Genomic DNA, 13793 nt, shown 5'->3' with positions numbered 1-13793 from the left:
CTCCTTATAATGTCGTCCCCAGGCTACGCCTGTACGCCGTTCTCGTAGTTCAACGCCTGCTTGCGATTGTAGCGCTCCAAAGCCAGCTCAATCATGCGATCCAGCAGTTCGGCATACGATACGCCAGTCTCACGCCACAAGAGCGGATACATGCTGTATGGTGTGAAACCAGGCATGGTGTTTACTTCATTAATAAGTAATGCCCCATCCGATTTGCGAATGAAGAAGTCTGCACGGGAAATGCCATTGCCTTCAATCGCACGGAATGCCTGCAAGGCGGCCTCACGGATGCGATCTGCTGCTTCCGGGTCGAGCGGAGCAGGGATCAGCATCTGAGACTGTCCATCGATGTATTTGGCTGCATAGTCATAATATTCACCGGAAGATACGATTTCTCCTGGTACGGAAGCCATCGGCTCGTCATTACCGAGCACACTGACTTCAACTTCACGCGCCTCTACAAACTCCTCAATGACAACCTTCGTATCGTAACGGAGAGCGAACTCCACGGCTTTCTTCAGTTCATCCCGGTTACGCGCCTTCGAGATTCCTACACTGGAACCGAGATTGGCTGGTTTAATGAAACACGGATAGCCCAGTTGATCCTCCACCTGCAAGATCATTTCATACTCAATCTGCTTCCATTGAGTAGCGTTAAAATACGTAAAGGCACATTGATCGATTCCGGCCTGCGCAAACAGCTTCTTCATGACCACTTTGTCCATACCGCCTGCCGAAGCCAGTACACCTGCGCCAACATAAGGCATATCCGCCATCTCGAACATCCCTTGAATCGTGCCATCCTCACCGAACGTACCGTGCAGCAGCGGGAACATGACGTCCAGCGCCTCTTCTCCGCCATATAAACGGCCGAACAGCGCGTTCAGCGCTTCCTGGGTTCCGCCCGCCGCCTGCTCCAGCTTCAATTCTTCAATCTGCGCGAATGGCGCGTGCATGACAGATCCTTTTTTCCACGTACCCTGCTTGGAGATATAAAAAGGAACCAGTTCATACTTCTCATAATCAAATGCGTTCGTTACAGCAAACGCCGTTTGCAGCGACACCTCATGCTCGCCTGACTTCCCGCCGTAAACGACGCCTACTGTTAATTTATCCATACTCATGCGTAACCTCCGATTATCTGTGCAATGATGCTGCCTGCCATGTCTGCATGTTCAGCACCACTTTTTATTCTGTTATCTAGACTTATTTTACACGGAACCAGACGTCCACGTCACCGATTCCCGTAAAATCGTTGACCCTCAAAACTCATCTGCAATATGAAAAAGCCGGTACACCGTCCGCTCGTTCCAAGCGTAAGAATCCCGGTAATCCCAAAAACGGTGGCGGCTGCTGACCGTATGTGCGTTCACAAGCGGCATACCTCCCGCATCAAAAGCGGTCACAACGGTGCTGTGCTGAAACCTGCCGTCCCCGTCCCAATCGTAAAGAATTACATCTCCGAGCATTAACTGCTCTGGATGATCCACTTCGGTTGCTGACAATCCCCAGCTGCTGCCGGATAAATAACGCTCCAGACTGTTGGACACAGCCCAGCTGTAACTCCACATTTCAGAGCCATTGACATAGCCTTTGTACCACCATCCTGCTTCTCTTTTACCAGTATAGTGGATGGGTGCTCCCCCTGCAAAGAGACATTGGGACACATAATTGGTGCAATCGACATCGAATTCCTCAAATGCCGGGTTTCCCGCATTCCACCACCGGTCCGCATAGGCGACAGCCAGATCCCTGCGATACAGCTGCTGCCTCGATCTCCTGCCCTGTCCCAGCACTTCTCGATTAAGCAGCGGCCGATTTATCGCCTGTACAAAATCAGCTTGTTGAAAAGGGCGGCCCTCTCCTACCGGGCGACGCTCCGGCACTTCACGTTCCACACGCGCAATGGTCCAAACTCCACCTTGCCTAAGAAAAGTCAGGCGTTCCCGCTCAATCCGGTCTTCCCGATGGGTCAAACCGTTCTTCTCATAGAACAGCCTGCTGTACAATTGCACATCCACTACTGATTCATCGGCCCCATCCATAAGTGTCCGCACAAGCTTGGCGCTGGTCTCACTGCGAAGAGGCACGGCCCGCCGCTTGCGGTACCATTGATCCAGTCTGGCCATCCGCTCTCCCCGTTCCAGCACAAATTCCGGATCGGTGACAATCCGTTCGCTTGTCTGTGGACGGTAATCGATCTCACAGCGATTATACTGGTTCACGTAGGTATATAAGGCACTCTTCCATTCGCGTTCCAAGCCTGTGTCCCCCTTTGGCATGAGTTCTGTCCGGAATGATCCATTGCATGAAAATCTCCTTTATATTTATATGAGAGAATTTCGGTTGTATGTGTCTGGTTCTGTTTTGAAACCTTATTATCAGGGATAATACGCACGGAAGAGATCGCGTCCATTCCCTTTACTTGAGAACGCATTCAATCTCAATAATAGCTTGGCTGGACAGGCAAAAAGCCCTTTACGTACGGAGCTGAAAACGTTATACTTAAAACTAAAGTTACGATTATGAAATTACGTTTCACCTAATGAAACTAACGAACAAGGACACGGAACGATGAAGGCCTGTTCTTCACCTAAATGAACGTTTTCTTCATCTCACCGACACATTTTAAGGAGGTACATGTATGTCAGCCAAGAATCATTTCTCCGCGGCCCGCAGTCTTGAGGTCGGAGGCAAGTCTTATCGCTACTACAGTTTAGATGCTCTTCAGGAAGGCGGCTACGGCGACCTTTCCAAGCTTCCTTTCTCCATTAAAGTGCTGCTCGAAGCAGCTATTCGTCAATTCGACGGACGTGCTATTACCGAAGAACATGTAAAACAACTGACTGGCTGGGCAGAAGGCCGTGACAATAACAAAGAAATTCCATTTATCCCTGCACGTATCGTTCTGCAGGATTTCACCGGTGTACCCGTGGTCGTTGACCTTGCAGCAATGCGCGATACCGTGAAAAAAGCAGGCGGCGATCCAAAACAGATCAACCCACTCGTACCTGTCGATCTCGTTATCGACCACTCCGTAATGGTTGATGCGTTCGGAACGAACGATGCACTTGACTACAACATCAAGGTTGAATTCGAGCGTAACGAAGAGCGTTACCGCTTCTTGCGCTGGGCGCAAACGGCATTCAACAACTTCCGTGCAGTACCACCATCCACAGGGATTGTTCACCAAGTTAACCTGGAGTACCTGGCTTCAGTGGCTGCAACCAAAACCATTGACGGCGAAACTGTTGTATTCCCGGATTCCCTCGTAGGAACGGACTCCCACACCACCATGATCAACGGACTCGGCGTTGTTGGTTGGGGTGTTGGCGGGATCGAGGCTGAAGCAGGTATGCTGGGCCAACCGCTTTATTTTGTTACACCGGACGTTATCGGTTTCAAATTGACAGGCAGCCTGAGCGAAGGCGCAACCGCAACGGATTTGGCACTGACAGTTACCCAAATGCTGCGTAAAAAAGGCGTTGTCGGTAAATTTGTCGAGTTCTACGGACCGGGTCTTGGCAACATCAGCCTGGCTGACCGTGCAACAGTAGCCAACATGGCTCCAGAGTACGGCGCAACAATTGGTTTCTTCCCTGTTGACAGCGAAACACTGAACTATATGCGTAATACCGGTCGTACCGACGAACAGGTAAATCTGGTTGAAGCTTATTACAAAGCTCAAAACATGTTCCGTACTGCGGATACAGTTGATCCTGAGTTTACAGACGTGATCGAACTGGATCTGGCATCCGTTGTTCCAAGTCTTGCCGGACCAAAACGTCCACAGGATCGCATCGAGCTGACTCAAATGAAAGAAGGCTTCAACAGCATTATCCGTACGCCGATCGACAAAGGCGGCTATGGTCTGAGCGACGAGAAAATCGCTGAGAAAGTGCCTGTGAAACACCCTGACGGTTCCACTAGCGAACTGAGTGCTGGTGCTGTCGTTATCGCGGCAATCACTAGCTGCACCAACACATCCAACCCTAGCGTTATGGTCGGAGCGGGTCTGCTTGCGAAAAAAGCTGTTGAACGTGGCCTGACTAAACCTGGCTATGTGAAAAGCAGCTTGACTCCAGGTTCCCTCGTTGTTACCGAGTATCTGGAAAAAGCAGGTCTGATCGAATATCTCGACAAACTCGGATTTAACGTTGCCGGCTATGGTTGCGCAACTTGCATCGGTAACTCTGGCCCACTGCCAGACGAAGTAAGTGAAGCAATTGCCGAGAATGATATGACCGTAGCGGCTGTATTGTCCGGTAACCGTAACTTTGAAGGTCGTGTGCACGCGCAGGTCAAAGCCAACTATCTGGCTTCTCCGCCACTCGTTGTGGCGTACGCTCTCGCGGGTACCGTTAATATTGATTTTGCAACCGATCCAATCGGTTATGATACCAACAACGAACCTGTATTCCTGAAAGACCTCTGGCCTAGCTCCGAGGAAATCAAGGATACCATCGCTAGCTCGCTGAACGCACAGATGTTCCGCAACAAATACGAGAACGTATTTACAGCTAACGAACGTTGGAATACGATCCCTGTACCGGAAGGCGAATTGTATGAGTGGGATCCAAATTCCACGTACATTCAGAATCCACCATTCTTCCAGGAGCTTGGCGACAAGTTGACGGATATTGCAGATATTCGTTCCGCACGTGTAATGGCATTGCTGGGTGACTCCGTAACAACGGACCACATCTCACCAGCAGGTAACATTGCTCCGTCCAGCCCGGCTGGATTGTATCTGAAAGAACATGGCGTAGAGCGCAAAGACTTCAACTCCTACGGTTCACGCCGTGGTAACCATGAAGTTATGATGCGTGGTACATTTGCAAACATTCGTATTCGTAACCAAGTGGCTCCAGGTACTGAGGGTGGTATTACGAAATACCTGCCAACAGACGAAGAAATGTCCATCTACGATGCTTCCATGAAGTATCAGGACGAAGGACAGAACCTGATCGTTATCGCAGGTAAAGAGTATGGCACAGGAAGCTCGCGTGACTGGGCAGCAAAAGGAACATTCCTGCTTGGTGTCAAAGCCGTTATCGCAGAAAGCTTCGAGCGCATTCACCGCAGTAACCTGGTGGGCATGGGCGTAATGCCATTGCAATTCCAGGAAGGTCATGGCTGGTCCAGCCTCGGTCTGAACGGTCGTGAAACATATGACATCACAGGTCTGAGCAATGATGTGAAACCAGGACAAGAACTGACGGTTACCGTAACTCGTGAGGACGGTACCAAGTTCGACTTCCCTGTTATCGCTCGTCTGGACAGCATGGTTGATGTGGACTACTACCATAACGGCGGTATCCTGCAAACCGTATTGCGTCAAATGATGAAAAAATCTTAATCGCATTTATATTTTATGCAATTAAGGTATACAAAAAGCTCCCCGCCACGTGCGCTCTGCACGGTGACGGGGAGCTTTTTGATTTTGCTTTTAATAATCGATATACGTTTAAAAATCAATCCTCAATGCAACTTCCGAATCATCAGGTGGTGCAGGAATGCGATATACACCTCTACAGTTTAATTTCTCCACGTTGATCCAGTCTGCAAAATCATCCCCACCGTAGCAACGTACAAAAACACCATATTCTTTCTTACCCTCATGATCAATATATTCGGTATATTGGGTGAATGGATGTTTCCCTTCTATACTCTGCAAAAAATCAGAAAACTCCCCTCTCCACTCATTTATCTGCTCTGCATATTGATCGGGGACATAATAATAGAAACCGTCTGGTGTATAGTATGAAATCTTCATTATCATCTAGCAGACCTCCTAGATCCAATTTGATAGCAGTTTAGATTTTTAAAATTTCCATACCTTCTTTTAAAAATGACGAGACGAGTGTATGATATTCAATTCCATCTGCTAGTTCTTGTTTTGTTTTATGTACCAGAAAGTGAGAGTATTTCTTCATCAGTTCATGCTCATTCAACTCAATGGGGAGGTAAATAAGCTCAACGTCATCTGAGTCAAAGTAGTGTCGATATCCTCTCTCTGATTGCCCTATCTCCATCACGGTTGTTATGACCAATAACTCATCGCTTGTAAAGGTTTTTATCAAGTCTGATCTTTTCTGTTCTAAATCACGCACAAATTCTTCACCTTGCTGATTACGCTCAGCTTCAGCCATTTCACTTTCGATGTCCATGATCGCTTTCATTCTTCCTGCGAGTTGTTTAGCCAATGAATACAATATATGTCCTCCTTGTAAGGATGTGGGTATCTGGCAGATATAAAAAATCCCCACCCCGTACTCAGCCGCGATGGGGAGCTTCTCTTATTAATATACCGAAGGCTATGTAACGCCTCTACACTTCCTTTTAATGCCCAATGTAATGTGATGCTTGATCCAGGGATTGCAGTGTGGCCATAACCACAAACAGACAGGACATTATGATCAGTGAGTACCCAATCCATCTGGAGGTAATTTGATTGTTGTTGGTTCCATCCTCTGACGAAGATTGAGTAACATAACGCGGACGAACGATAAATACCATTCCTGTCCCAATCATTAAAACAACCAAGAAAATCATCAAATATTTTCCCTCCTTACACCCGACTCTGATTGGTATTATACTCTTTTTTCGCAGTGCTTGCTGTTCCTCCCACAATCATACGTTTCAGACCGATAAGCATGGTATACAGAACATAACCGATCATTCCACCAAACGTGTTTAACATCAGATCATCCACGTCGAATATGCCCATGCCGGTCAATAGCTGTGTCGCTTCAAAAGCAAAACTTAAAAGCAAGGAAAGTACGAATACCTTGGCCCCTGACAACAGCTTGTTCCCCATCAGTACTGGAATAAAAATACCCAGTGGGATAAAGGCCATGACATTGCCTAACAGATGAATCGCGGTACCTGGACGATGTAACGACAGGCTATGCCAGTCTCTCGAGATTTCCTGAAATGGCGTCAGGTTAACGGTTCGCGTATGAATCAGATCCGGCTGCTGCGCGATCGCCATAAGTTGAACCCTCACGATGTTCCAATCCACCGTATGCCCCTTGAATAATATCAGCTTGGTTAGCAGATACAGATACACGATCAATGCCGCGACCCATATCATCTTCAGGTTGAACTCCTTAGGTTTCATATATGAACCTCCATGTATTTCTTGTTGTTTATTCCTCTACCGTCACGACAACTCCCTTCATGTTGTCTCCCGATATCTCATATTGACCGTGCTCAGGGATATTAATGGTCTCATCTTTGGATGCATCGTAATAACGTATAAGATAGCTCTCGCCCCCGACTTCAGCAGAAATGCTCTTTTTCTGCCGCAGCAGCTCCAAATATTGCTCCAGCACCAGATGATTATGATACATGATGGCGCTGTGCGGCAATCCCACATACCGGAAATGCCATGGTTCGAATTGGATGCCGGTGATGTCCACTTTATCCTTCGGATAACGCAAGATAAATCCGAATTTCCATGCATTCTTTTCCAGCCAAGCTCCTTCTGGTGCTTCACTCATAGCAGCCAGCGTAGAGCCGATATCCATCGACAAGCCCAGGTTATGTTCACTATGTCCCGCGGGAAGCGCATAGTCCGATCCCTTTTCCTCATATAGCTGCTCCTGTTTCGTAAAGTCCCGATAGCCACTGCTGATAATGAAGTATCGTACGTCCTCTTTCCCAGCAGCTTCAACCATCTTCTGGAATGCTTGCGCTACGTATTTTGACAGCATAATATTCTGATCCAGCAATCCGTATCCCCGAATCAGTTCATGTTGTTCCGCCAGATTGACAATGTCGGTTCTAATCCCTTCCGCATGAACGGGATACTCCGAATTGACGAGCAATAAATTCCCTTTATGTACTTGATTCTGCATATTCACTTTAATTGTTTTCGTATAGCCTGCACGAATTCCACCCGTATCCTGAACTTCCAGATTCGCCTCTTCCTTCTGCTCAAACAGTGCGGGTGACTTGGAAAAGATATATCCCAGTACAATGATACATATCAAAAATCCCCACTTTTTCATTCCATGCTCCTCCTTTACCTCGTCATTCAAGGATAGAGAAAACTAGTTAAAAAAAAGCAGGGCAATTCTAAAGTTTTTCTTAAATTCATCCTTTTATTTCATTCTAGTGCTGGCAACCGCACTTCAAATACGGTCCGTACGATATCACTTTGAGCCGAAATGGACCCATCATGCTGCTCCACAATATTTTTGGCGATAAACAGGCCCAGACCTGTTCCCCCTTCCTGAGGTGTCCGCGCACGATCTCCGGTATAGTACATATCGAAAATATGAGGCAGATCATCCGGATGAATATGTCCCCCGTAGTTCATGATCTGAATGATCACCTGTCCTGCATCACGGTGCCCATGGATATCCACATAAAGACCATCTGTTCCGTGACGCGCTGCATTAATCAACAGGTTCTCAAACACGCGTGCAAGAACCTCACCATCGCCGGAAATGGTTAACTCGGAATCGATGTGCAGTCGGGTGACCAGGCGGTTCTTTTCAAAAACAGGGTACAGCTCTTCGTTCATCTGCCTTAGCAGTTCACTAAGATCAAGTCTCTTTTTCTCAATCGGCAACATGCCATAGTTCATTCGTGTAATCTCAAACAAATCATCGATCAGTTTCTCGAGACGCTGAGATTTGGTAAAAGCAATCGCTGTAAAGTGCCTGACCTGCTCCTCCGTCAGCTGATCATCCTTCATCAACAGATCCAGATAACCCAATACTGATGTTAAAGGGGTACGCAAATCATGCGCCAGGTTTACCACCAGCTGATCCTTGCTGCTCTCCGCAAAATCTCCCCGTTCTACCGCTTCCCTCAGTTTCAGACTCGCCAGATTGATATCCTCTGCAATCGCGCCCAGCTCGTCCTTCGTCGAAATTTGCACACGGTGCTGGAAATCACCACTCGCGAGTTGCCGGATACCTGTGGAGATATTTTTGAAATAGGTAACATACGGTTTGGTAAACCAGAAGAAAAACAGGATCGCAAGCGGTATGAACAAGATGAGAAAAAAGTAAATATCCCCTATGCTTCTCATAAAGTGGCGATATTCTGCTAACTGATCTTCCGCACGAACACCAGTGTAATAGTATTGCATCACTTTATATACCCCAAAGGTAATCGCACCAGATGCCAGCATGCTTAAACCCAGCAACAGAATCATGGTCGTTCGAAAACTTCTGCGTTTATTCATTGAACGTGTACCCCACACCCCAGATCGTTTTGATAAACTTGTTCTTGTCCACATCTTCGCCCAGCTTTTTGCGCAGGGTCCGAATATGAACCATCACGGTATTGCCGCTCTCATAATAAGCCTCTCCCCACACTTGTTCAAAGATGCTCTCCGCACTGAACACTTGTTTGGGATGACTTGCGAGCAGATAAAGGATGTCAAACTCCTTCGGTGTTAACTCTACTGGCTTGCCGTATAAGGTGACGCTATGTTGATCTGGCGAGATAATGAGCCCGCCTTTCTCCAGAATAGAGCGCTGGACCGGTGCAGACTGGCTAAATTGAAGGGAACGGCGCAGCTGTGAATTGACCCGGGCAACCAGTTCCATCGGGTTAAATGGTTTCGTCATGTAATCGTCTGCGCCCATCACGAGCCCGGTGATTTTATCCATATCCGAGGTTTTGGCACTCAGAAAAATAATAGGCAGATGATACTGCTCCCGAATTTTTCGGGTCACCTCATATCCATCCATACCAGGCATCATAATATCCAAAATGGCCAAATCTATCGTTTGTGTCTGTACGGCTTGAACCGCCGTTTTCCCATCGAATGCCTTAATGATGTGATATCCTTCTTTTTGCAAGTGCAATGCAACCAGATCAGCGATCTCAACTTCATCATCTGCGATTAAAATCGTAATACGCTTCATTGCTTATTCCACTCCTATATGTGATGCTCAACAATATAACATATCTGAATCCAACTTATAAATGATTGAAGGGAATCCAATATATGAAACTGGACCGTTTATTAGCCATCCTTGTGCTGCTGATCAATCGTGGCCGGGTGCAGGCCAAGGATCTGGCGGATACGTTTGAAGTATCCATCCGCACCATCTACCGGGATATAGACACCCTGGGTCAGGCGGGTATTCCTGTCGTCACCTATCAGGGTGCAAGCGGTGGTATTGGCCTGGCAGAGGGCTATCGGCTTGACCGAAACGTACTGACTGACAAAGATCTGGCCTCCATCGTCACTGCGCTGCGCAGTGTCTCCACCTCCCATACAAATGTAGCACGGGATCTGTTAATGGAGAAACTCAGCAGCATCGTGCCTGAAGCCAAAAATGAGGATTTCCAGGCTAATACCAGCCGCTTCATTGTGGATTATTCGATGTGGACGCATCCCGAAGCGCTGCAAATTAAACTTCAGCTCATTGAACAGGGCATGGATCAACTGCGGCCCATTACATTTACCTATTGTAGTGCAGAAGGTACTCAAACTCATAGAACGACCGATCCGCATACCCTTGTGCTCAAAAAGCATTCCTGGTATCTCTATGCGTTCTGTCACGAACGCAACGATTTCCGCATGTTCAAGCTGGTCCGCATGCGAGACATCATCCTTGCTCAAGGAAACTTCGAGCGCAAGCCGATCAACCTCCAGGACAGGCCCTGGCAGCAAGAGTGGGCAACTCCGGATAATCAAGTGGCCCTGACCCTGAGATTCCATGCTCGTATCCGTCACATCGCAGAGGAGTGGTTTGGCATAGAGAACGTCGTTTCGGATGGTGAGGGGTATTATATCAGCCAAGTCGCATTTCCAGAGGACAACTGGTTGTATGGGTTCATTCTTGGGTTTGGCGCGGATGTCGAAGTGCTGGAGCCTCTGCATATCCGGGAAGAGATTCGTAGAATTGCCGAACAAATTGTACAAAATTATAAAGCCCACCCCTAACCTGACAGACAGGTGTCCAGTTCCTCCCGTTATACTTCTATTATATTCAGGCTGTACATACCGAGGAGGAATTGATGATGAACGTCACAGTATGCCAGAGCTGCGGAATGCCACTTACTACCCCTGCCCAATTCGGCACAGAAACGGGTGGTAATACAACCCGCGAATACTGTATCTATTGTTATAAAGAAGGGAAGTTTGAACAGCCCGATATTACGCTGGAGGGCATGATTGAAATGTGCACCGCCATTCTGAACCAGGAAGGTATGGACGAGGAATCAGCAAGGTCGATGCTGCGCAACCAGCTTCCTTTTTTGAAAAGATGGAATGCATCTGGCTCAGAACGGAAGAACGTGACATTTGGGGCAGAACTTTCGGAAGAGTCCGCTGACCTTAATCAAACAACTCGCAACAATACGCTCTCCATAGAGCCCATTCGGTACGTCACACTGCCAGGAAAGCGCCTTGCCGGTGTGTCCGCCAGAACAACCAATGCCATTGAAATGAGCGGAAAAGGCTGTATTCAGGGCCTCTGGAACAGCTACTTCGCCTCAGATTATCAGCCAACCCCTGAAGCCCCCCGCTATGGCTGTTACGCTGATTATACGGATGGCATAAATGGAGAATACACCATACTGGTGGGGCATGAGGTGGGTCCAGATGAAGCGTTGCCTGAGGGAGTGAATTCCGTTGAGCTGCCACCTGCAACATATGCGGTGTTCACCTCCAGAAAGGGCCCGATGGGCGAGGTCGTAGGCGAGGCCTGGGGTGCAGTGTGGTCCTGGAACAATCAGGGAGAACGCACATTTACCGGAGATTTCGAATTGTATGATGAGCGCAGCCTCGATCCTGAGAACGTACAAGTGGACCTGTATATTGCCGTTCGCCAAGGATAATAAGAAAATAGTGATTAAGGTCATTTCCTAATTCCAATTGCACCGTTTCGATCTATATTTAAGCAATGGAATACCGCACACCGATTTTATGAAAAATGCTGTTAGGCTGTCAGGTTTTCCTGACGGCTTTTTGGCGTTTCCGCTTTGTCTTTTCGTTGAAAATTGCCCTAATATGCACCCGACAACCGACCATGGTACCAAGTTAGCTAGCTTGCGTCGTACCTATACAACCAGACAATATGTCTTAATTTCGACACAATTGGCATTCTCAAAACTGGGTCTATTCACTTAACAACCGCTTCTATCCTCCCATACGAATCCTCACATATGCGGTCCTTTCCTCCTGAATTTACTTAAAAACGTTTACATCTCCTGAATACGGGGTAAAATCACTACAATCCAATTGGAATTACACCTTAAGTTGCCTGTTTCGTCTAACAAGTCACATATACCTATTTGCGTATTAGAGACGATAATCCGTCGGAATACATAACCTATTCATAATCACATATGCATATTTGAAAATGCATTAAAGGAGGAACCAAGATGATCCGCATGCCTATTCAGCAAATGATCCCGTACCACCATCAATATCCGCGCAACACGGCGACCACTGCTCCCAAAAAGGAGAATGAGAACACTCAAGGTCTATCCTTTCATGAAATTTTGCAACAAAAAATGGCTAAAAAGAATGCTGCCCCTTCTATGCGATAAATGAAATGACGAGCGAATTGAGAATCGCTTACGTGGTTTGCACCGTTCCTCTGCGAAGTTGTGGATGAACGGTTATTCGCGTTTTCACGATAAATGTTGTTACCTCCGTATTTTAAATATGTACAGTCTATTGTCACATCCCTATAATGGGTTAAATATCTGCGGAACTTATATGAGATAGAATCCATTTCAGGGGGCAAGTATGATGATGACCATTGGCTGTTTTCACGCTCACTATTCCAATATTGCACTGATTGAAGAAGCACTCGCTCCTTATGAGGTTGAACTTGTACATTATGTCGATCCCGGTCTGGATCGCCTCAAACATGATGCTGATTTTACCGAGGCAGTTACGCATGAGAAAGTATCACAGACGCTGCAATGGATCGCCCAATGCCATGCAGATGCCATCCTCGTCACTTGTACCCTGTTTGCAGCCGTACTCGAGCAAGAGGCACAACATGTTCCCGTGCCCGTGATAGGAATTGATGATCCATTACTTCAGGAAATGCAGCAAAATTCTGGCGAGTACATCCTTGCGTTTACCAACCCCGCAACGATTGAAGGAACGATGGCGCGGGTGAATCAGGCTTTGCAGCAAGATGATGAAGATGAGCAGCGACACGAGGCCGTGACCGTAAAGACTGAAGCAGTATTGATCCCGGGCACATTCGAGTTAATTATGCGAGGCGATAAGGAAGGTTATCTTGCAGCAGTTAGCGGCGGTTTACAGCATCTTGCTGAGCAGTATCCGGATAGCACGCTAGTAGCCGCTCAACTGTCCATGGCTCCTGCAGCAGCACGGGTTACAGCAGATAAAGGCATGGCGATCTATAGCCCGCTGGCATCACTTGCGTCGTATTTGGAGAAGAAGTTGAGCTTGGCCAAAGTTAAGTGTTGAGCTCATGAAGCAAAATAAAAAGGCTCTCGAATGAGAGACTTTCGAAAGGAATAATTATTTTGAGCCAATCTGTGGTGGGAAATAGATTGCCTCCGGTGGGAGGTGATCCTATGAACTTCTCTTTCAACGACGTAAAATCGTGTTCGCAATGCTAATTATTGCGCTCCTGACATACATCGACCGTAAAAAGAAGTGACCCGCCACAGGTTGACGGCCTGACGGGTCACTTCGTCTGAACTATGCTGCACTTGGAGGAATACCCACCGCAAATGCTGTGCAGGAGTAGCCATTGGCCTGGCTACTCTTATTTGTTTTTCACTTACATTCATTTTATTAAACATCTGGGAGACAATCAACCTATAAC

General features: G+C 47.3%; 14 protein-coding genes. 5 read left to right on the top strand and 9 right to left on the bottom strand.

Annotated elements, in window-relative coordinates; translation table 11 throughout:
• Positions 1-23: 23 nt before the first annotated feature.
• A complete protein-coding gene (locus MKY42_RS03650; RefSeq protein WP_339848618.1) occupies positions 24-1124 on the bottom strand; it encodes a D-alanine--D-alanine ligase in 1101 nt (366 codons plus the stop codon).
• A gap of 138 nt (positions 1125-1262) precedes the next feature.
• Complete coding sequence (locus tag MKY42_RS03645; RefSeq protein ID WP_339848615.1) at positions 1263-2282, bottom strand: amidase domain-containing protein; 1020 nt, start codon at positions 2280-2282, stop codon at positions 1263-1265.
• Between the two features lie 362 nt (positions 2283-2644).
• Here MKY42_RS03645 and acnA point away from each other — a divergent pair, with 362 nt between their 5' ends.
• Positions 2645-5359 carry an aconitate hydratase AcnA gene (gene acnA, locus MKY42_RS03640; RefSeq protein ID WP_090904302.1) on the top strand — a complete coding sequence of 905 codons (2715 nt, stop codon included), beginning with the start codon at positions 2645-2647 and terminating at the stop codon, positions 5357-5359.
• Between the two features lie 108 nt (positions 5360-5467).
• On the opposite strand, the gene MKY42_RS03635 is transcribed toward acnA, so the two are convergent.
• The 7 genes from MKY42_RS03635 to MKY42_RS03605 all read right to left on the bottom strand — a co-directional run bounded on the left by MKY42_RS03635 (position 5468) and on the right by MKY42_RS03605 (position 9890).
• Positions 5468-5782: a hypothetical protein gene (locus tag MKY42_RS03635; protein WP_090904301.1), complete on the bottom strand. Its 315-nt coding sequence runs from the start codon at positions 5780-5782 to the stop codon at positions 5468-5470.
• 34 nt (positions 5783-5816) lie between these two features.
• Positions 5817-6215, bottom strand: coding sequence for a hypothetical protein (locus MKY42_RS03630; RefSeq protein WP_339848611.1), 399 nt, complete (start codon positions 6213-6215; stop codon positions 5817-5819).
• 127 nt (positions 6216-6342) lie between these two features.
• A complete protein-coding gene (locus MKY42_RS03625; RefSeq protein WP_143067087.1) occupies positions 6343-6558 on the bottom strand; it encodes a hypothetical protein in 216 nt (71 codons plus the stop codon).
• A 13-nt stretch (positions 6559-6571) separates the two neighbouring features.
• A complete protein-coding gene (locus tag MKY42_RS03620) occupies positions 6572-7123 on the bottom strand; it encodes a VanZ family protein (RefSeq protein ID WP_179261777.1) in 552 nt (183 codons plus the stop codon).
• A 28-nt stretch (positions 7124-7151) separates the two neighbouring features.
• Positions 7152-8015: a M15 family metallopeptidase gene (locus MKY42_RS03615; protein WP_179261779.1), complete on the bottom strand. Its 864-nt coding sequence runs from the start codon at positions 8013-8015 to the stop codon at positions 7152-7154.
• Between the two features lie 98 nt (positions 8016-8113).
• Entirely contained in the window at positions 8114-9202 is a 1089-nt protein-coding gene (locus MKY42_RS03610) for a HAMP domain-containing sensor histidine kinase (RefSeq protein ID WP_090904296.1), read from the bottom strand.
• A complete protein-coding gene (locus MKY42_RS03605; RefSeq protein WP_090904295.1) occupies positions 9195-9890 on the bottom strand; it encodes a response regulator transcription factor in 696 nt (231 codons plus the stop codon). The genes MKY42_RS03610 and MKY42_RS03605 overlap by 8 nt, the downstream gene beginning before the upstream one ends.
• 83 nt (positions 9891-9973) lie before the next feature.
• On the opposite strand from MKY42_RS03605, the gene MKY42_RS03600 reads away from it, so the two are divergent.
• The 4 genes from MKY42_RS03600 to MKY42_RS03585 all read left to right on the top strand — a co-directional run bounded on the left by MKY42_RS03600 (position 9974) and on the right by MKY42_RS03585 (position 13429).
• Entirely contained in the window at positions 9974-10918 is a 945-nt protein-coding gene (locus MKY42_RS03600) for a YafY family protein (protein WP_179261781.1), read from the top strand.
• A 74-nt stretch (positions 10919-10992) separates the two neighbouring features.
• A complete protein-coding gene (locus tag MKY42_RS03595; protein WP_339848605.1) occupies positions 10993-11814 on the top strand; it encodes a zinc ribbon domain-containing protein in 822 nt (273 codons plus the stop codon).
• A gap of 546 nt (positions 11815-12360) precedes the next feature.
• Positions 12361-12528: a hypothetical protein gene (locus tag MKY42_RS03590; RefSeq protein WP_161490662.1), complete on the top strand. Its 168-nt coding sequence runs from the start codon at positions 12361-12363 to the stop codon at positions 12526-12528.
• A 202-nt stretch (positions 12529-12730) separates the two neighbouring features.
• A complete protein-coding gene (locus tag MKY42_RS03585) occupies positions 12731-13429 on the top strand; it encodes a hypothetical protein (RefSeq protein WP_339848601.1) in 699 nt (232 codons plus the stop codon).
• Positions 13430-13793 lie beyond the last annotated feature (364 nt).

The organism is Paenibacillus sp. FSL W7-1088, from assembly GCF_037969855.1.
Classification (GTDB): Bacteria; Bacillota; Bacilli; order Paenibacillales; family Paenibacillaceae; genus Paenibacillus.
This window is presented reverse-complemented; position numbering and strand designations above follow the sequence as displayed.